General features: G+C 62.1%; 19 protein-coding genes and 1 pseudogene. 10 read left to right on the forward strand and 10 right to left on the reverse strand.

What is annotated here, in order from left to right:
* Positions 1-203: 203 nt before the first annotated feature.
* A complete protein-coding gene (locus tag AC3IQ7_RS20680; protein ID WP_099378399.1) occupies positions 204-701 on the reverse strand; it encodes a YceD family protein in 498 nt (165 codons plus the stop codon).
* A 223-nt stretch (positions 702-924) separates the two neighbouring features.
* Between AC3IQ7_RS20680 and AC3IQ7_RS20685 the strand changes: the two genes are divergently transcribed.
* Positions 925-1,533: a Maf-like protein gene (locus AC3IQ7_RS20685; protein ID WP_322428355.1), complete on the forward strand. Its 609-nt coding sequence runs from the start codon at positions 925-927 to the stop codon at positions 1,531-1,533.
* Between the two features lie 18 nt (positions 1,534-1,551).
* Positions 1,552-2,301: an SAM-dependent methyltransferase gene (locus AC3IQ7_RS20690; RefSeq protein WP_489207200.1), complete on the forward strand. Its 750-nt coding sequence runs from the start codon at positions 1,552-1,554 to the stop codon at positions 2,299-2,301.
* 198 nt (positions 2,302-2,499) lie between these two features.
* Here the strand turns inward: AC3IQ7_RS20690 and AC3IQ7_RS20695 are convergent, their stop codons facing one another.
* Positions 2,500-3,417, reverse strand: coding sequence for a 23S rRNA (adenine(2030)-N(6))-methyltransferase RlmJ (locus tag AC3IQ7_RS20695; protein WP_489207201.1), 918 nt, complete (start codon positions 3,415-3,417; stop codon positions 2,500-2,502).
* Between the two features lie 278 nt (positions 3,418-3,695).
* Between AC3IQ7_RS20695 and AC3IQ7_RS20700 the strand changes: the two genes are divergently transcribed.
* Positions 3,696-4,124 (forward strand): thioredoxin family protein, encoded by a 429-nt coding sequence (locus AC3IQ7_RS20700; protein WP_489207202.1) that lies wholly within the window; start codon positions 3,696-3,698, stop codon positions 4,122-4,124.
* Between the two features lie 6 nt (positions 4,125-4,130).
* Here AC3IQ7_RS20700 and AC3IQ7_RS20705 read toward each other — a convergent pair whose 3' ends face one another.
* Together AC3IQ7_RS20705 and AC3IQ7_RS20710 are read right to left on the reverse strand one after the other, a co-directional pair.
* Complete coding sequence (locus AC3IQ7_RS20705; RefSeq protein WP_489207203.1) at positions 4,131-6,404, reverse strand: xanthine dehydrogenase family protein molybdopterin-binding subunit; 2,274 nt, start codon at positions 6,402-6,404, stop codon at positions 4,131-4,133.
* 14 nt (positions 6,405-6,418) lie between these two features.
* Positions 6,419-9,565, reverse strand: coding sequence for a bifunctional diguanylate cyclase/phosphodiesterase (locus AC3IQ7_RS20710; RefSeq protein WP_489207204.1), 3,147 nt, complete (start codon positions 9,563-9,565; stop codon positions 6,419-6,421).
* Positions 9,566-9,824: 259 nt separating this feature from the next.
* Between AC3IQ7_RS20710 and AC3IQ7_RS20715 the strand changes: the two genes are divergently transcribed.
* The gene (locus AC3IQ7_RS20715) at positions 9,825-10,331 is read left to right on the forward strand and encodes a DUF1993 domain-containing protein (RefSeq protein ID WP_034779265.1); all 507 of its coding nucleotides are present in this window, start codon (positions 9,825-9,827) and stop codon (positions 10,329-10,331) included.
* 68 nt (positions 10,332-10,399) lie between these two features.
* Here the strand turns inward: AC3IQ7_RS20715 and AC3IQ7_RS20720 are convergent, their stop codons facing one another.
* Positions 10,400-10,594, reverse strand: a complete 195-nt coding sequence (locus AC3IQ7_RS20720; protein WP_034779267.1) for a DUF1289 domain-containing protein — start codon at positions 10,592-10,594, stop codon at positions 10,400-10,402.
* Positions 10,594-11,166, reverse strand: a complete 573-nt coding sequence (locus AC3IQ7_RS20725; protein ID WP_099378395.1) for a DUF1415 domain-containing protein — start codon at positions 11,164-11,166, stop codon at positions 10,594-10,596. Before AC3IQ7_RS20725 ends, AC3IQ7_RS20720 begins: the two co-directional genes overlap by 1 nt.
* Before the next feature lie 338 nt (positions 11,167-11,504).
* Between AC3IQ7_RS20725 and AC3IQ7_RS20730 the strand changes: the two genes are divergently transcribed.
* From AC3IQ7_RS20730 to AC3IQ7_RS20750, 5 genes and pseudogenes are all read left to right on the forward strand, one after another.
* Positions 11,505-12,917: a transglycosylase SLT domain-containing protein gene (locus AC3IQ7_RS20730; protein ID WP_034779271.1), complete on the forward strand. Its 1,413-nt coding sequence runs from the start codon at positions 11,505-11,507 to the stop codon at positions 12,915-12,917.
* A gap of 232 nt (positions 12,918-13,149) precedes the next feature.
* A complete protein-coding gene (fabI, locus tag AC3IQ7_RS20735; protein ID WP_322428338.1) occupies positions 13,150-13,938 on the forward strand; it encodes an enoyl-ACP reductase FabI in 789 nt (262 codons plus the stop codon).
* Positions 13,939-14,010: 72 nt separating this feature from the next.
* Positions 14,011-14,248 (forward strand): annotated as a pseudogene (locus tag AC3IQ7_RS20740) (hypothetical protein); the annotation flags it as partial.
* Positions 14,249-14,293: 45 nt separating this feature from the next.
* Positions 14,294-14,815, forward strand: coding sequence for a helix-turn-helix transcriptional regulator (locus AC3IQ7_RS20745; protein WP_489210492.1), 522 nt, complete (start codon positions 14,294-14,296; stop codon positions 14,813-14,815).
* Between the two features lie 381 nt (positions 14,816-15,196).
* Positions 15,197-16,603, forward strand: coding sequence for a DEAD/DEAH box helicase (locus AC3IQ7_RS20750; RefSeq protein WP_077406752.1), 1,407 nt, complete (start codon positions 15,197-15,199; stop codon positions 16,601-16,603).
* A gap of 88 nt (positions 16,604-16,691) precedes the next feature.
* Here AC3IQ7_RS20750 and AC3IQ7_RS20755 read toward each other — a convergent pair whose 3' ends face one another.
* From AC3IQ7_RS20755 to AC3IQ7_RS20770, 4 genes are all read right to left on the reverse strand, one after another.
* A complete protein-coding gene (locus tag AC3IQ7_RS20755) occupies positions 16,692-17,150 on the reverse strand; it encodes an acyl-CoA thioesterase (protein ID WP_071326331.1) in 459 nt (152 codons plus the stop codon).
* 89 nt (positions 17,151-17,239) lie between these two features.
* On the reverse strand, positions 17,240-17,608 hold the full coding sequence (locus AC3IQ7_RS20760) for a hypothetical protein (protein ID WP_489207205.1): 369 nt from the start codon (positions 17,606-17,608) through the stop codon (positions 17,240-17,242).
* 129 nt (positions 17,609-17,737) lie between these two features.
* The gene (locus AC3IQ7_RS20765) at positions 17,738-17,875 is read right to left on the reverse strand and encodes a hypothetical protein (RefSeq protein ID WP_180979422.1); all 138 of its coding nucleotides are present in this window, start codon (positions 17,873-17,875) and stop codon (positions 17,738-17,740) included.
* A gap of 234 nt (positions 17,876-18,109) precedes the next feature.
* On the reverse strand, positions 18,110-18,283 hold the full coding sequence (locus AC3IQ7_RS20770) for a hypothetical protein (protein ID WP_199534388.1): 174 nt from the start codon (positions 18,281-18,283) through the stop codon (positions 18,110-18,112).
* Positions 18,284-18,418: 135 nt separating this feature from the next.
* On the opposite strand from AC3IQ7_RS20770, the gene AC3IQ7_RS20775 reads away from it, so the two are divergent.
* Positions 18,419-19,651: a glycosyltransferase gene (locus AC3IQ7_RS20775; protein WP_489207206.1), complete on the forward strand. Its 1,233-nt coding sequence runs from the start codon at positions 18,419-18,421 to the stop codon at positions 19,649-19,651.
* The last annotated feature ends 70 nt before the right edge of the window (positions 19,652-19,721 follow it).

The raw sequence follows: 19,721 nt of genomic DNA on the forward strand, positions 1-19,721 counted from the left end.
GCACAATCGATTAGCAAATACATGCGAATCGAGTATCCCAGCGGCAAAGACTACCCGAAAATAGCCCGGACCGACATCGTTTATTACAATTACATTTCACTACACTTGCCATACTCGATTACAACACGCGTTTGACACGTTCTCTAAGCGGGACCTCACAAACCTACGGTTTTTGCGGCCACCTATAAACTACAACTACTACTTTATTCTGGCTTCAAGTCTTTCAGGGCCGCAAACGGCGACTTCTTTTCAGTCTTGAGAGCATCGAGCTGCGCCGTATCGGGGCAGACGTCGTGTTTGGGTACCTGCGGCAGGGCCAGCAAGGCTTCATCTTCGATCAGGGCCGCGGCATCCATGCTGCGGCTGCCGACGATCACGTCGATCGTTTCATCGTTGATGATTTCTTCGATCTCGTCCGCGTGCTCGTCATCCTTGCCCAGCATCAGAGTGGTCGTCGAATCAATTGCGTAAGCATACGGAGTCAGGCAGCGCTGGCAAACCAGCTGAACGGTGCCGTTGACCGACAAGGTCAGTTGTGGGTAGCCCAGCTTGCTGGTGCCGCCGACGATCTTCCAGGCGATCTCGCCGGAATTATCTGCACAATCCTTGGTCAACCGGGTCATTTCAGCGACAGGAGTTACACCCTCGCGGCTCCCGCTGATACGACAAAAATCAAAGGCGTCGATCACAAAAGCATTCATTGGTAGAAAATTTCCCCGGAAAACCTGCGATAATAACAGGGTTTTTAGCACGGAGTCAAAGGCTAAGCATCTTTTTTGACGCAATCATTGCCATCAACATGACAACTTCATCAACACCGTCATGCCGCATGGAGCCTCAATTGTGGGCTCTGCGCCCTGGGATTTGCGTGAAATTCCACTGACATCGACCAGCGCGGCCATGCCGGCCGCCATCCACTACCGAATGATACCAACTTCCGCCCCATTGCGCTTGATTCTTGCATCGAGTTCGACCTACCGCAAGGAATTGCTGGAACGCCTGCGCCTGCCTTTCGAGGTCGCCGTGCCCGATCTCGACGAAAGTCCCCTGCCCGGTGAAAGCCCCAGCGCCACGGCCCTGCGCCTGGCGCAAGCAAAAGCGCAGGCCGTGCTCGACCGCTATCCTGGCAGCCTCGTCATCGGCTCCGACCAGGTCGCCACCCTGGACGGCGCACAGATCGGCAAGCCCGGCAACCATGCGAATGCCTTGCTGCAACTGCAAACCATGCGCGGGCGCCAGACCGTGTTCCACACGGCGCTGTGCCTGCTCGACGGCCGCCAGGCGTTGCCTGTGGCGCAAGTGGAAGATATCCAGACCCTCGTCACCGTGCGCGACTTGCCCGATACGGAACTGGACGCCTACCTGCGCATCGAGCAGCCTTACGATTGCGCCGGCAGCGCCAAGAACGAAGGCCTGGGCATCGCCCTGCTCGAATGCATCGCCACCACCGACCCGACCGCCCTCACCGGCTTGCCGCTGATCGCCCTCACCGGCATGCTGCGCAAGGCGGGCGTCACGTTTTTCACCATTTAATTTACCGACAATAACAATATGACCGGCACCCTGTACCTGATTCCCAATCACCTCGGCCTGTCCGACAGCCCGGCCGACCCGCTGGCCCACATCATTCCCGAGCAAGTACGGCAGATTACGTCGCAACTCGATTATTTCGTTGCAGAAAACGCCAAGACGGCGCGCGCCTTTCTGAAATTGATCGGCAACCAGCATCCGCTGGCCAAGCCGCTGCAGGAAATCACGATTTCCGAACTCAACGTCAATACCCCCGCGCAAGCGCTGGCCGGCTTGCTGGCGCCCCTGCTGGCGGGACGCGATGCGGGCCTCGTGTCGGAAGCGGGCGTGCCCGCCGTGGCCGACCCCGGCGCCGACCTGGTGCGCCTGGCGCATCAGCACGGCATTAAAGTGCGCCCGCTGGTGGGCCCGTCGTCGATCCTGCTGGCCGTGATGGCCAGCGGCTTGAACGGCCAGAGCTTCGCCTTCAACGGCTACCTGCCCACGGACGCGGCCCTGCGCGCCAAACGCATCAAGGAACTGGAAAGCCGCTCGCGCAATGAAAAGCAGACCCAGCTGTTCATCGAAACGCCGTACCGCAACGCCGCCATGCTCGAAGCGCTGGTGGCGCAATGCGCGCCGTCCACCCTGATCTGCGTCGCCACCGACCTGAGCCTGGACACGGAAAGCGTACAGACGTGGAATGGCGGCCAGTGGAAGAAACAATTGTCCGCCGGCAAGGCGCCCGACTTCCACAAGAAACCGACCGTGTTCCTGTTGCTGGGACAGTAAACGACAAACGCCACGGAAATATTTGCCGTGGCGTTTATTTACTTTGCTCAACTACGATAGTTACGACACCTGACAAAACCGTAGCGAGCGGAAGGGAGAGGTGGCTAAGAAGCGCAACCGTACTCAGTACGGGGGCGCCGAGCCGGTGAGCATCGCAGGCCGCCTATACCGACGCGCAGTAGGTTTGGTCTGGTGTCTTCATACTCGACGGGTACCCGTATTCTTTTGGCCGCCCTTGCCCGTTTCCAATACGAACTTCGCGCCATCGTCGCGGCCCAGCACCTTCACCAGATACGGCATGACTTCGCGCAACATCGGCTCCAGGGTGTACGGCGGGTTCAAGATGAACATGCCGCTGCTGTGCAAGCCGAAACCGTCCGGCGACGGGGTGTTGACCGTCAGGGCCACATGCAGCCAGTCCGAGCTGGGCAATTGCTTGAGCTTGTCGGCGAACTGGCGCGATTCCATGCGCTGCAGCACCGGATACCAGACGGCATACATGCCCGAAGGGAAGCGCACGAGGGCATCGGCCAGGGTGTCCTTGACCTTGCGGTAATCCATCTTGTCTTCATACGGCGGGTCAATCAGCACCAGCGCGCGGCGCGATGGCGGCGGCAGCAGGGCTTTCAGGCTCTGGAAGCCGTCGGCCTTGGTGATGAGCACGCGCTTGCCGCGCACGGTCGGACGCTCGCCCTGGGCCAGCGCATGCGCCTCGACCTTGCGGAAGTTGTCGGCCAGAATCTTGGCATCGGCAGGATGCAACTCGAACAGGCGCAGACGGTCTTGCTCACGGCTGACCTTGTCGGCGCAGTACGGCGAACCCGGGTAGTAGCGCATCTTGCCGCTCGGATTCATTTCCTTGATCAGCTTCATGTACTCGGCCAGCGAGGCTGGCAAGTCCGTGCGGTCCCACAGTGGCGCGATGCCTGTTTCGTACTCGGCATTTTTCGACGCATAGCCGCCGTCGAGCGCATACACGCCCGCGCCGGAGTGGGTATCGATATAACTATAGGCGGTATCTTTTTGATTCAGATATTGCAACAACTGAATCTGCACATAATGTTTCAACACATCGGCGTGATTACCCGCGTGAAAGGCGTGGCGGTAACTCAACATAAGCTGGCTAATTCCATAATAAAAATAAATAAAGGCGGGAGCGCTGACACCGGGCAGGGCATGAAAACAGACTGGAGGGGTCAGGCTGCGGGGCCAGGAAACAGCATGGACCAGCGTAATCAGCGCGCAATTACCAGCATTATCCACCAGAAAGGCGGATTGCATCAAAAAACACGGCTAAACAAGCTCATGCATTGCCAGGACTGGCGTCGCCGGGCGCGGTAGAATACACGCATCGGGCGCCCGGCGCCCATCCGCCCCACTATATAGATACGACCATGCACAGCCTGACCCTCACGACCGACAACCGCGCCGACGTCGCCACAGCCCTGGCCGGCACGCGCTGGACGGTGGCTTGCCTGTGCGCGCTGTGGTGCGGCACTTGCGGCAGCTACCGCGCCACGTTCGAGGAACTGGCCGCGCGCCACCCGGACACCGTCTTCGTCTGGATCGATATCGAAGACCAGGCCGACGTGGTGGGCGACCTCGACATCGACAACTTCCCCACCCTGCTGATCCAGCACGAGGACAACGTGGCCTTCTTCGGCACCGTGCTGCCCGACGGCGGCCTGGCGCACCGCATGGTGCAGGCGCAGCAAGCCCTCAGCGGGGACGAACTGGCGGCGCTGGCCGGCAGCACGCAGGAGCGGCGCGACTGGCAGCGCGACTGCAATCTGCGTCATTTACTGGCCGCCACCCTGGCTTAATGTAAATCAACCCAGGCGCAGCGGCAAGCTGCGCAGCCTTTTCCCCGTCAAACTGAACACGGCGTTGGCCACGGCCGGCGCGATCGGCGGCGTACCCGGTTCGCCCACGCCTTCCGGATGTTCGGCGCTGGCGATGATGATGGTTTCCACCTCGGGCGTTTGCCCCATGCGCAGCACGGGATAGTCGTGGAAATTGCCCTGCTCGACTTTCCCCTCCTTGAAGGTGATCTCGCCGCCCAGCGCCGCCGACAGGCCGAACAGCACGGCCGATTCCATCTGCTGGGCGATGATGTTCGGATTGACGGCGATGCCGCAATCGATGGCGCACACCACGCGCTGCACGCGGATTTCGCCGTTTTCCACCGACACCTGCGCCACTTGCGCAACGATGCTGCCAAACGACTGGTGCAAGGCCACGCCATGCGCATGGCCAGGCGGCGGAGTTCCCGCCCTGGCGACGGCCGCATCGAGCACGGCCAGGTGGCGCGGATGTTTCACCAGCATGGCGCGGCGGAAGGCGATGCCATCCTGCCCCGCCGCGTGCGCCAGCTCGTCGATAAAGCTTTCCTTGAAGAACGCGTTGTGCGAGTGCCCGACGGAACGCCAGTAGCCGATCGGCACGGGGCTGTCGGCGATCACGTGGGCGATGCGCTGGTTGGCGATTTCATACGGCATGTCGAATTCGCCTTCGGCCGTCGTCTTGTCCGGCCCCGCACCGGGCAAGCCGAAATTGCGCTGCAAGAACTGGTGCGTGATGGAGCCGCTGACGGATTTATTGTCCCAGGAAGCGATGCGGCCGTGCTCGTCGAGGCGGGCCGCGAAGCGGGCCAGCGCGGCGGGACGGTACATATCGTGCTTGGTATCCTGTTCGCGCGTCCACACCAGCTGCACGGGCGCCCCGCTGCACTGCAGCGCGATGGCGACGGCCTGGGCAATCATGTCCACTTCCAGGCGCCGGCCAAAACCGCCACCGAGCAGCAGCACCTCGATCATCACATCTTTCGCATCGACGCCAGCCACCTTCGCCGCCACGTCGACGGCGATGCCGGGCGCCTGCGTCGACACCCACAGCATCACCTTGCCATCCTTGACTTGCGCGGTGCAGTTGACGGGCTCCATGGCGGCATGCGCGAGAAACGGGGCGCGGTACTCTGCCTTGATGCTGCGCAAACCCTGCACGGCCTTGCTTTCCACTTCCCCGCTGGCGTGGTAGGCATAACCGGCTTCAGTGTCTAACAGGCGAGCAAACTCCGCATACACGCCGGCGCTGGACAAGTTCGCTTGCGGGCCAGCCTTCCACTGCGTCGGCAAGGCGGCGGCCGCCTGCCTGGCGCGCCACCAGGTGTCGGCCACCACGGCGGCGCACGAGACGCTGCGCTGGGCCAGCTGCGGCGTCAGGTCCAGCACCTTTTTCACGCCGGGCATGGCCAGCACGGGCGCCGCGTCGAACGCGGACAGGGTATCGCCCAGGCGCGGAGGCAGATGCAGGGCCGCGTACAGCATGCCGGGCGGACGCGCATCGATGCCGAAACGCGCGCTGCCATTGACTTTGGACGGCGTGTCGCGGCGCGGCGCCGGCTGGCCGATCAGTTTGAAATCCTTGGGCGACTTCAGCACGGGCGCGCCTGGGGCTATGCCGGCGGCGCGCTGCGCCAGGCTGGCGTAGCTGGCGCGCCGGCCGTCCGGATGAACCACTGCGCCATTTTCCGTGCGGCATTGTGCGGCCGGCACTTGCCACAGCGCGGCGGCCGCGCCCACCAGCATGGCGCGTGCGGAAGCGCCCGCTTCGCGCATGGGACCCCAGCCATCCTTCACGCTCGACGAGCCGCCCGTGACGATCACGCCCAGTTCGCGCGCCGCCTTGGCCACAGTCCACTGGGCCAGCGCTTTGACGCGGCCCCGGTCGTCCGGGTGGAAGGGCAGGCCATCCTGGAGCATGGCCACGTTGCCGAAGATTTTATCCATGGGCGCCTGGATCAGCTTGACGCTAGCCAGCGGTACGTCGAGTTCCTCCGCCACCAGCATGGGCAAGGCCGTATGCACGCCCTGCCCCATCTCGCTGCGCGGCATGGCCAGGAGGACACTGCCGTCAGCTTGAATAGCCAGCCAGCCATTCAGGGCCACGGCGCCATCCTGCAGCGGCAGCGGCGTGCTGCCATGCAGGCGCTGGCGCGGCGGCAGCACGCCCCAGCCCAGCACCAGGGCGCCCACGCCGGCCACGCCAAGGCCCAGGCCGCCGAGCAGGAAACGGCGGCGCGACGTGTTTTTTTCTCCGGCCATGGGATACCCTTTAATTAGTTAGTGGTGGATCCAGCGGGTTGATCCAGCGTATCGATCCAGCGCTCCAGCATATCCTGTGCCAGCACCGGACGGCTATAAAAATAGCCTTGCGCCAGCTTGCAGCCATGGCGCAGCAGGAAGGCGGCCTGTTCTTCCGTCTCCACGCCTTCGGCGATCACCGACAATTGCATGCTCTTGCCCAGCTGGATGATGGCAATCGCAATCGCCTCGTCATTGACGTCCGTCGAGATATCCTTGATGAAGGAGCGGTCGATCTTCAGGGTCTGCACAGGCAGCTGTTTCAGGTACGCGAGCGAGGAATAGCCGGTGCCAAAGTCGTCGATGGCCAGGCCCACGCCGATGGCGTGCAAGTCGTTGATGAAGCCCAGCGCGTCGCCCGTGTTCATGATGACCGATTCCGTCACTTCCAGCTGCAGGCGCTGCGGCTCCAGGCCCGTTTCCTTCAATATGGCGGCCACCATGCCGGCGATGCTGCCCCGCTCGAACTGTTTGACGGACAGATTGACGGCCATCTTCGGCACGTGCAAGCCCTGCGCCTGCCAGCGCATCATCTGGCGGCACGCCTCGTCGAGCACCCATTTGCCCAGCTGGTTGATGAAGCCGCTGTCCTCGGCCAGCGGAATGAAGCGGGCCGGCGGCACCAGGCCCAGTTCCGGGTGGTTCCAGCGCACCAGCGCCTCGACGCCGACCAGGCGGCCCGTGTCGATTTCCACCTGCGGCTGGTAATTGAGGAACATTTCGTTCTTTTCCAGCGAACGGCGCAAGAATGTTTCCAGGCGCAGGCGCTCGACGCCTTCGCCTGTCATCGACGGCGCATAGAAGCGGTAGCCGTTGCGCCCGCGCGCCTTGGCCTGGTACATGGCCACGTCGGCATTGCGGATCAACATGTTCAAGTCCAGCGCATCGTCCGGATACAGGCTGATGCCCACGCTGCAGGTGACGAACAACTCATGGTCGGCCACCGTAAACGGCTGGTCGAACATGGTCATCAGCTTTTCCGCCACCTGCGTGGCACCGTACTCTCCGTCGACGCGTTCGAGCAGGACGATGAATTCATCGCCGCCCAGGCGCGCCAGGGTATCGCCTTCGCGCAGGCGGGCCGCCAGCTGGCCGGCCACCTTTTGCAGCAATTCGTCGCCCACATGGTGGCCCAGGGTGTCATTGACGTTTTTGAAGCGGTCCAGGTCGATAAACAGCACGGCCAGCTGTTCCTGGTCGCGCGCGGCGCGCAGCAGCGCGTGCTGCAGGCGGTCGTGGAACAGCAGCCGGTTCGGCAGCGCCGTCAGCGGGTCGTGGTGGGCCATGTGATCGAGCTTTTCCTGCGACTCCTTGATCAGGGTGATGTCGCTGAACACGCCCACGTAATGCGTGGTGCCGGCACGCGCGTCGCGCACGGCGCTGATGGTCAGCCATTCCAGGTACAGTTCGCCGTTCTTGCGCTGGTGCCAGATTTCGCCACGCCAGAAACCGCTGGCTTTCAGCTCGTTCCACATCGCCTCGTAGAACGCCGCGTCGTGGCGCGCCGAGCGTGTCAGCGACGAGTGCTGGCCCACCGCTTCGGCCTCGGTATAGCCGGTGATCTGCGTAAAGGCGGGATTGACGGTGACGATGATGCCGCCGGCATCGACCACCATCACGCCATCGGCGATATGTTCGAGCACGGTAGCCGACAGGCGCAGCTTTTCCTCGGCTTCCTTGCGCGCCGTGATGTCCGCATACACCCAGATGCTGCCTTCAGTGGGGCGCAGCGGGTCGAGCGCGCAGCCGCTGACCAGCGCCCAGAACACACTGCCGTCGCGGCGCTTGTACTGGCGCTCCTCGCTGAAATCGCCGCCCATGGCCAGCGCCGGATACTGGCGCTCGCCCGCCTCTTCGAAGTCATACGAGGTCATGAACACGATGGCCGTCGAACTGCCCGTCATCTCGGCATGGTCATAGCCGAACAGTTCCTCGCAGCGGCGGTTGACGGAAATGATGCGGCGGTGGCGCACGAACATCACGCCGAACATCACGTTGTCGAGAATCGCGCTCTGCTCGGTCAGCAGCGCTTCGATGCGCATCTCGTGGTGCTTGCGCTGGCTGATGTCGGCGATGATGCCATCGACCCAGGTGACGCCCTGTTCGCCCGCCTGCGGCTGGCCATTCTCGGCCACCCAGCGTTCGATGCCGAAGGCATCGATGATGCGGTATTCCAGCGCATACGGCCGCACATCAAGCACCGCCTGGCGCACGGCGCGGCGGTGCTCGCGGCGGTCTTCCGGGCAGATCAGGTCGGCCCAGGCATGCGTGGTGCCGCGCATGAACTGGCGCGCCGAATAGCCGGAAATGTCTTCGATGGCGTCGCTGACGAAATCGATGGGGCCGTCGGGACGGTAGCGGAAGACGGCGCCCGGCACCTGCGTGACGATGGTGCGGAAACGTTCCTCGCGCTGGCCCACATCCTCGAACAGCTGGCCGATGGCCGCGCGCATTTGCTCAAGCTGGGCCGTCAGGCGACCCAACTCGTCATTGCTGTGCGAGGCCAGCGGCGTGTCGAAATCGCCGTGCGACAGGCGGTCGGAAAAGCGCGTCAGGCGGCGCAGCGGCTTCAACAGACGGCGGTTCAGGAACAGCACGATCAGCGCCATCGACACGGCCAGCTGCGCACCCAGCACGAAAATATACGACATCTGCTTTTCGCGCAGCTCCTGCTGGCTGCGCGCATCGTCCATCTCGACGACGACGTGGCCGATGCGTTCGCCGCGCACGAGGATGTCGCGCTCGGCGCGGTACAGATTGCCCACGGGCCGTTGCGGCGCCTGCAGGCTGATGAATTCCGTGTCGCCCTGCCCCAGCACCTTCACCAGCAGCACGGAGCGGTCGCGCATCACCGACTCGACCAGCGAATGGGCCGATTCCGCATTCATGTTCCACAACGACTCCTGCATGCCCAGCGCCAGGATGTCGGCATTGCGCTGCAAGGCCTCGTTCAGGCTGGTGCGCGCCGACTGGCGCTCATGCACGCCGACCAGCACATAGCTGCCGAAGATGGCGGGCACGACCAGGCCGCCAAATACCACCAGCAGCAAGGCGCCATAGATCGACGAGCCATACAGCACGCGCAGGCTGGCGCGCAGGCGCTGGTAAGGTGAATTAAACATGCGGCAACAGGGCAACAGGGGTCAGGCGGGCGATCATTGACTTTACAGGGGAATCGGGTGGTGAGGCGGGAAGAAACTTTATGAGGAGCAATTATGCATGGAAAAAGTGGAAAAAGTCACCAATAAACACGCGCTGGCGGCGACGTCATGCTATATAGACAGGGCTGAAAAACCACACGTGGGATGATGCGCCCGGCCGGCGCCAGCAGAAAAGCGCGCAGCTTGCTATCATCGCGCCACTTTACCTAGAGGAACCACCATGACCTTCTCCATCTACTCCGCTTCGATCCCCGTCTTCAAACAGATCCTGGGCAGCCTGGCCGCCATCCTGGACAAGGCGGAAACGCACGCGCAGGACAAGAAAATCGACCCGAACGCCCTGCTGCAATTCCGTTTGTTCCCCGACATGCTGCCGTTCGTGCGCCAGATCCAGATCGCCACCGACTTCGCCAAGGGCTGCGGCGCGCGTCTGGCCGGCGTGGCCGTGCCACCGTATGAAGATAGCGAACAGAGCTTTGCAGAGCTGAAGGCGCGCATCGTGAAAACCATCGCCTTCCTGGAAAGCCTGCCGCAAGCGGACATCGACGGCAGCGAAACGCGCGCCATCACCACCGGCAGCGGCGAAAAGACCAAGCACTTCACGGGCCAGACGTATCTGTTCCACTACGCGCTGCCGCACTTCTTCTTCCACGCAACGACGGCGTACGACATCCTGCGCCATAATGGCATTGAAGTGGGTAAAAAGGATTTTATTGGCAGCTATTGATCGCTAGCCTCTGAAGTACCGGGGCCGGACCTTCAAGGTCCGACCCCGGCAGTTGCAGTTGGGTTAAATCAGGTATTCCGGCGCGGATACCCTTGCGCCAGAATCCGCACCCACACCACTTCCTTCTCTTCATCCGTCATCGACACCCAGTGGGCCACTTCCACTACGCTGCGGCCGCAGCCGCGGCAGATTTCATCGAAAGTCGTCGAACACACGGCCACGCAGGGCGTATCGGGACGCGGCGGCAATTCCTTGTCAGCCATCAAGACACCTTCGGCAAACCGAGCTTTTCCCAGCCTTCGGTGCCCAGCGCTTCCAGGGTGGCGATATTCTTGTCAAAGATTTCCGACGCTTCCGGGAACGCCTCGACGGCGCGCTCGATGCTGTCTTCGCGCAGCAGGTGCAGGGTCGGATACGGCGAACGGTTGGTGTAGTTACTGATGTCGTCCTCGAACGTCTCGGCAAACTGGTAATTCGGGTGGAAACTGGCCACTTGCAGTTCGCCCGCCAGGTGCATGTCTTCGACGGCCGCGTCGGCCACATCGAGGAACTCGTTGTAGTCGAGGAAATCGTTCAAGGTGTAAGGATGGATCAGCAGGGTCGTGTCGATTTGCTCGGGATCCGTGTCGGCCAGGGTTTGCAGCTCGTCCATCAGCATCGCCAGCAGATCTTCGGGATTGCTCGACTCGCACACCACATAGCGGATCTGCTTCTTGACGTGCACGGCCTTGGCGAACGGGCACAGGTTCAGGCCGATCACGGCCTTTTCCAGCCAGGCAACGGTATTGGCGATGATGACGGCGTTGTCGTCGTCGTGGCGCGTCGGGGTGTTCATATACTTGACTCTCTATCAATAAGGCGGCCAGCGGCTGAATGGCCGGCCAAAGCCAAATTGTACGCACTTTTGCGCAGCCTCATGCCGGGCGCCATCCAGGCTTGCGCCAGCCTCGTCGCCATGTATGCTATAACAGCGGCCGAATCACGCATTGGGCAAATTAAATTTGCAATAATGACAGCATTTGCGAATGGAAACTCAGCCGTTTCCCACTTATTGCCGCTTATTTCCTGTCATCATGCTGACATAATTCTTGACTCCGGCATGTGGATATACGTACACTCGCTGCTTGATCATGGGTCTGTCCGATGTTTCTCCGACGACAACAATGGAACACTATGCACGAAAACTCCTTTAAATCTACCGTCCTGGCGGCGTTGGCCCTGGCGCTTGCGCCCGCCCTCAGCCAGGCGTACGAAGCCGGTGTTGAGAGCGATAACGCGCCAGTCGCCGCCGCCGCACCTGCCCTGATCCCGATGACCGCCCAGGTCACGGCGAAACTCCCCACCCTCGACAACCGCCTGCAAAAGACCGACCGTCTGCTGAAAAACCTCAGCGACAATTCCGATCCGCTGCGCGAAGCCGACGTCTGGGGCCGCATCCGCAGCGGCTATGCGATTCCCGACATCAACAACCAGTTGGTAGCCAATCACGTCAACTGGTACGCCACCCGCCCCGACTACATCGCCCGCACCACGGCGCGCGCCTCGCGCTACATCTTCCACGTGGTGCAGGAACTGGAAAAGCGCGGCATGCCGACGGAACTGGCCTTGCTGCCGTTCATCGAGTCCGCCTTCAACCCGCAAGCATTCTCGAGCGCCAATGCGGCCGGCATGTGGCAATTCGTGCCCGCCACCGGGCGTGATTTCAACCTCAAGCAAAACATGTTCAAGGACGAGCGCCGCGGCGTGCTGGCCTCGACCGATGCGGCCCTGACGTACCTGCAGCGCCTGTATGACATGTTTGGCGACTGGCAACTGGCGCTGGCCGCCTACAACTGGGGCGAAGGCTCGGTGCAGCGCGCCATCAAGAAAAACCAGGCGCTGGGCAAGCCGACCGACTTCGAAAGCCTGGCCGACCTGATGCCGGCCGAAACGCGCAACTACGTGCCGAAACTGCAAGCGGTGAAAAACATCATCGCCAATCCGGCCCAGTTCGGCCTGACCCTGCCCGTGGTCGACAACCAGCCGTATTTCACGGCCATCGACAAGACCAGCGACATCGACATCACCGTTGCCGCTCAGCTAGCCGAACTGTCGATGGATGAATTCAAGGCCTTGAATCCGCAATTTAACCGCCCCGTCATCATCGGCGGCGAAAAGACCAAGATTCTGTTGCCACAGGAAAACGCCGCCAAGTTCACCACCAACCTGGCGCAATGGGGCCATGCCTTGTCGAGCTGGACGACGCACAAGATCACCAATGCGCGCGAACGCATCGAAACCCTGGCGTCGAAATTCGGCACCACGGCCGACGTGCTGCGCCAGGCCAACAATATTCCGCAGCGCACCAGCCTGCGCGCCGGCTCCACCATCCTCGTGCCGAAAACCTCGGCCACGATGAACAAGGACATCACCCAGGAAATCGCCGACAGCGCCACCATGCTGCTGGAAGCGGACCGTCCGGAACGGGCCGCCAAGGCACTGCGCCGCGCCGCCAAGGGTGGCAAGGTGCAAGCCGCGCCAATTTCCCTGGTGAAACCGCGTATCCAGCGTGGCGGCGGCAACAGCCGGGCAAAAGCCCGCCACTGAGTACACCTGACATAACCTACTGCGCGTCGTGATTTGCAGCCTGCGATGCTCACCGTACTAAAAGTACGGTTGCGCTTCTCACCTACAACTCACTTCCGCTCACTACGGTTCTATCAGGCGTTGTTAGGCGTTACAAACCACCTGACATCTGATCCACCGGCCGCCACAGCCTTGCTGTCGCGGCCGGTTGTACATCCGCTCTACCCGCCCACTTACCCAGACAGGAGTCATCATGGCTTTCTTGCAAGGCAAAAAAATCCTCATCACGGGCTTGCTGTCGAACCGCTCCATCGCCTATGGCATCGCCAAAGCTTGCCACCGCGAAGGCGCCACCCTCGCCTTCACGTATGTGGGCGAGCGCTTCAAGGAGCGCATCACGGAATTTGCGGCGGAATTCGGCAGCGAACTGGTGTTTGACTGCGACGTGTCCAGCGATGAACAGATCAGCGCCGTCTTCAGCGACCTGGCGCGCCACTGGGATCAATTGGACGGCCTGGTGCACGCCATCGGTTTCGCGCCGCGCGAAGCGATTGCCGGCGACTTCCTCGACGGCCTGTCGCGCGACAGCTTCCGCATCGCGCACGACATTTCCGCCTACAGTTTTCCCGCCATGGCCAAGGCCGCCTTGCCGCTGCTGCATCCGGGCGCCTCGGTCCTGACCCTGACTTACCTGGGCGCCATGCGCGCCGTGCCCTACTACAACACCATGGGGCTGGCCAAGGCATCGCTGGAAGCGTCCGTGCGCTACCTGGCCGAATCGCTGGGTCCGCGCGGCATCCGCGCCAACGGCATTTCCGCCGGCCCCATCAAGACCTTGGCCGCTTCCGGCATCAAGGATTTCAGCAAACTCCTGGGCTTTGTGGCCGAACACGCCCCCCTTCGGCGCAACGTGACCATCGAAGAGGTGGGCAACACGGCCGCCTTCTTGCTATCCGATCTGGCCTCCGGCATCACGGGCGAGATTACCTACGTCGATGGCGGCTTTTCGCAAGTGATGGCCGTCAATCCCGAAGTAGAGTGATGCGGTGATAGTCGATATCTATCGGTTGTCACTTGACAACCAATAAATATCGACCTACATTGGAGACATCGCATGGCGCGCTCCTCGCATCCGAAGAAAGAAATCGAAGCGGCGCTGCGCCACGCGGAAAGCCAGGGCTGGAGAGTGGAAATGGGCGGCAGCCATGCCTGGGGGAAAATCTCGCCCCTACAATGACGACGGCTGCCGCTGCGGTGAATTTTGCATCGCCTGCATCTGGAGCACGCCGAAGAATCCCGGCAACCACGCGCGGGCGATCCGGCAGGTGGTCGACAATTGCGCCTTCAATAAACTGATCCACGACTGCATGCAACGCAAACTCAGGGGGGTAACAATTATGGATTACATCTTTACCCTCAAGTACCGCCTGCCCGACCACGAAACCGATCTCGATGCGCTGGCCGAGCGCCTGGGCAGCGGCGGTTGCGACGACGCCCAGGTCGGCATCGGGCAAGCGGGGCGCCTGGCGCTGGAATTCACGCGCGAGGCCAGCAATGCCAGGGAAGCGCTGCTCAGCGCCCTGGCCGACGTCAAGGCCATCGTGCCCGATGCCGTGCTGGTCGAGGCCGCGCCCGACCTCGTGGGCCTGACCGACGTGGCGCAGGTGCTGGGCCTGTCCCGGCAAAACCTGCACAAGCTGATGAGCAAACACCGCCACAGCTTCCCCGTACCCGTGCATGAGGGCAGCGCCACCATCTGGCACCTGGCCGACGTACTGGCCTGGCTGCATGCCAAGGGAACGTATCAGCTGGAACGCAGCCTGGTCGAACTGGCGCAGGTCACCCGGCAAATCAACCTGGCCAGGGAAACGCGACAGGCGCCGCCGCTGTCCGCCGACATCGTGGCCATGCTCAAGTAAACGCGCAAAATCTACGTATTTCTACTGATTTCACATAGGAAACAGCATCGAAACGTGGTAGGACTTTCGTTTCTTCCCATTTAGACCGTGCAAAACGGCATCAAATACGGTATAGTGTCGTTGTGCGCTGCAATATGTTCCCTTGAAGCGATGGCAACACCGCAGTTATATGCACTACAAACTTAGCAGCTTCGCAAGCCTTAGCGCATCCACAGGATGCCGCTTATAAAGCCCTCCCGCCTTGTGTGTCGCACCTGACACCGTCCCGGCGCAAAGCTTTTGTGCCGAAATTTCTTTCTAGTTGAGTCATTTCGTTTTGGTTGGCGTTGCTATTTTGCGTTCTGCTTTTTGCAAGAACGCTGATTTTTACGAAAGAAAAGAATGACATTTGAATCCTTAGGCCTGCATCCGTCCATCATCGCCGCTCTGACCGAATCGGGCTACACCGCGCCAACCGCGGTACAGTCGCAAGCGATTCCAGCCGCGATCGAAGGCCGTGACCTGCTGGTCTCGTCGCAGACCGGTTCGGGCAAGACGGCAGCTTTCATGCTGCCATCGTTGCACAAACTGGCCAGCGCCGAACAAAGCGCCGCCGGCAAGACGCCGAACCAGGAAATGCAAGCATCGCGCGCCCGCGGCGAGCGTCCACGTTTCAAGGCTGCCCAGCCAAAAATGCTGGTGCTGACGCCAACGCGCGAACTGGCCCTGCAAGTGACCACCAATACCGACAAGTACAGCACCGGCATCCGCCGCATCAAGGCTGTGTCGATCCTGGGCGGCATGCCTTACCCTAAACAGATGCAATTGCTGGCCAAGAATCCTGAGATCCTGGTCGCTACCCCTGGCCGTCTGATCGACCACATGGACTCGGGCAAGATCGACTTCTCGCAACTGGAAATCCTGGTGCTGGACGAAGCCGACCGCATGCTGGACATGGGCTTCATCGACGACATCGAAAAGATCGTGGAAGCGACGCCGGAAGGCCGTCAAACCATGCTGTTCTCGGCAACGCTCGATGGCGTGGTCGGCAACATGGCGCGCCGCATCACGAAAAACCCGCTGGTCATCCAGGTGGCAAGTTCGAGCAACAAGCATGAAAACATCACCCAGCGCGTCCACTTCGTCGACGATCTGTCGCACAAGAATCGCCTGCTGGACCACCTGCTGCGCGACGAAACCTTGGACCAGGCTGTTGTGTTCACCGCCACCAAGCGTGACGCCGACACCATCGCCGACCGTCTGAACATCGCCGGTTTCTCGGCTGCCGCCTTGCACGGCGACATGCATCAGGGCGCGCGTAACCGCACCCTGGACGGCATGCGCCGCGGCCAGGTCAAAGTGCTGGTTGCCACCGACGTTGCCGCTCGCGGTATCGACGTGCCAACGATCACCCACGTGTTCAACTACGATCTGCCGAAGTTCCCGGAAGACTACGTCCACCGCATCGGCCGTACCGGCCGCGCTGGCCGCAATGGTCTGGCCATCTCGCTGGTGAACCACGCTGAAGGCATGAACGTCAAGCGCATCGAACGCTTCACCAAGCAATTGATCCCGGTCAATGTCATCGAAGGTTTCGAGCCGAAGAAAACGGCATCGGCACCACGTTCGAGCGCCCGTCCAGGCGGCTGGAAACCAGGCGACAACCGTGGCGGCGCGAAGCCAGGCCAACGCACGTTCAGCAAGCCAGGCGCACCACGCAAAGACGGCGCACCGAGCACCGGCGGCGGCTACAAGGGTTCCAACCCGCGCAGCACCGACGGCGCACGCCGCAGCTACGGCGACCGTTAATCACGACGCCATGCCGCCAGCAGGCGGCAAGCAATAAAAAAACGGCCACCAGATCACTCTGGTGGCCGTTTTTTCATGCCCGGCGCACTTACTTCTTCGACACCTTCTGGCGCGACAGCTTGCGCAGCTTGGCCTGCTCGAAGCGCACCTGCTGCTCCGGCGTCTCCAGCGCCAGCGGCGGCACGGCCACCGGCTTGCGGTTGGCATCCACGGCCACCATCGTGAAATAGCAGCTGTTGGCATGGCGCACCAGGCGCTGCTGGATGTTTTCCGTCACCACGCGGATACCCACTTCCATCGACGTCGTGCCCGTGTAATTGATCGACGCCAGGAAGGTCACCAGCTCGCCCACGTGAATGGGCTGCAGGAACATCACCTGGTCCACCGACAGGGTCACCACATAGCTGCCCGAATAGCGGCTGGCGCAGGCATAGGCGACGCTGTCGAGGTATTTCAGGATGGTGCCACCGTGCACGTTGCCGGAAAAATTGGCCATATCGGGCGTCATCAGGACCGTCATCGTCAGTTCGTGGGCCGACCAGTTCATCGCGCTGTCCAAAGTGTTCTCCAAGGGGAAATTAAAAGTGAGGGAAGATGTGAAAACCGGCCCCAGGGGCCGGTGGCAAGGACAGCTTGTTACAGTCCCAGGGTGTCGATGTCGGCCAGCGATTCGCGGCCCTTGTCGGAAATGTCGTGCCCCTCGCCGTCGGCGCGCGCCACGATGTGGGCTTTCTTGCCCAGGAAATAGGCCACGTCCGACTCCAGCTTGGTCAGCGGATCGGTAGCGACGGCGCGCAGCCCCATGATGCAGCGGCGCAGGAACAGCAGTTGTTGCGCCTTTTCGGTGATGGACAGACGGCCATCGCGTGCATAGCTGAGCAGCTTCAGGCCGGACAGGCGCTTGGCATTGCGGGCAACGCAAGCGCTGGGGCGCTCGGTCTTGATGCCGCGTGCAACTTGCTCCAGCGCTTCATATTCATCGGTTGTTAATTTCTCGTTCTTCATTACTTTTCCATAAAAGGCCAGGTGTTCGGCCCCCATGGTACGCGCCCCGCTGCGCATCGGCAACAGGCAACGTGAATCTACCGCCGCCCGCCAAGCGGCCAGGCAGCGGAAACACGGGCGTGATGAGCGTTATTTGTAGCTGCGCAGCAGCAGCCATGCGAGGCCGCAACCCGCCACGGCGCCCGCCAGGGCCAGCGCCACAAGGTTTTTGCTGGTGATCACAGGGCGCCGGCCCAGGTAGATTTTGTTATGCAAGGAATTGCCCACGATGGTCTCCTGTACAAGAATTTTTATGATGTCTCATTATAAGAACAGAATCGTGACGGCCGCATGACACTCGACAGTTAGGGCTTGATTTGTATCCACTCGGCAACATTTATTGACGTTTTTGTTGTTTAAATGGCGTAGCGCCGGCGACCACCGCGCAGTCCATTTCCGATCGGAAATAAACGCGGCGTGCGCCTCCCCCGCAACCGCCATGACGGAGCGCAGCGTGCCCGGTCAATGCATTTTCACGGGCGGTGGCGGCGGCGTCGGCTCCTCGACCGGCACGGGGTCGATGTGGGGCGGCGTTTCCGGCGGCGGCGTGACGGGATCGCCTTCCGGCGGTGGCGGCATATCGGGTTCGGGCGTGCTGTGTGCACGCAACAGGGCATGACGGGCTGGTGTTTGCATGTGGCCTCCTTTGCCCCCACTGTAGCCGATGCGGCCAAATCCTGGCGCCCGCCAGTGACGGCATCTGCGGGAACTAAACGGCGTGGCGCCACTCCAACTTGGCAGGTATCTCTCCTGCGAGTGCAAGCGATCCCCATGGCGCGCAAGAAAATCCTCTTCATGGCCGAGGCAGTGACCCTGGCCCACGTCGGCCGCCCCCTGAGCCTGGCCCAGGGTCTGGACGAGAACGAGTATGAGGTGCATTTTGCCTGCGCCGACGGCTATGACTTTTGTTTCAAGCACGCCCCCTTCCGGCGCTGGCGCATCGACAGTATTTCATCGCTGCAATTCCTGCAGGCACTGGCCCAGGGCAAGCCTGTCTACACGGAAAGCACCCTGCACGCGTATGTGGAAGACGACTTGCACCTGCTCAATGCCGTCCAGCCCGATCTCGTGATCGGCGACTTCCGCCTGTCGCTGTCCGTCAGCGCGCGCCTGCAGCGCATTCCCTACATTACCGTCAGCAATGCCTACTGGAGTCCCTGGGTGCGCCAGCACTACACGGTGCCCAGCCTGCCCCTGACAGGCATGCTGCCCATCTGGCTGGCCGATCCGATGTTCCGCCTGATCCGCCCGCTGGCCTTCGCCGCGCATGCCGTGCCCCTGAATCGCGTGCGCCGCAATCACGGCCTGCCATCCTTGGGCAGCGACCTGCGGCGCATCTATACGGATGCCGACCGCACCTTGTATGCGGATATTCCGCAACTGTTCCCGCCGCATGCCATGCCGCCCACGCACGACTACCTGGGCGCCATCATCTGGGCCCCGCCGCTCGACTTGCCGGACTGGTGGCAGCGCCCGGAACTGAGCAGCGGACGGCCCATCATCTATGTCACCCTGGGCAGTTCCGGCCAGGGGCAATTGCTGCCGCGCGTGCTGCGCGCGCTGGCGCCCCTGCCCGTCACCGTGCTGGCAGCCACAGCCGGCACCATCCGCATCGATGCCGTGCCGCCGAATGCCTATGTCGCGCCATTTCTGCCGGGCGACGCGGCGGCCCGGCGCGCCAGCCTGGTGATCTGCAACGGCGGCAGCCCCACCAGCCAGCAGGCACTGACGGCGGGCGTGCCCGTCATCGGCATCGCCGGCAACCTCGATCAATTCCTCAACATGCACGGCATCGCGGGGGCCGGCGCCGGCCTGCTGCTGCGCGCCGACCGCTTCCAGGAAACCACCCTGCGCCATGCCGCCACGCGCATGCTCGACGATGGCCGGGCCAGGCTGGCGGCGCGTCAACTGGCCACGGCCATGCGCGACTATGTGCCCGCGCAACGCCTGCTGCCCCATCTGCACGCCTTGCTGGGTCCGTTGCCGCAAGGCAGCCAGCCTTGACGGGCGGCGTCGGTTTTTCTTACAGCACGTCCGGCAGTACCTGCAGCACGTCAACAAAAGCACGCCAAGT

The sequence above is a fragment of the Janthinobacterium sp. GL_088 genome (genome assembly GCF_057837845.1).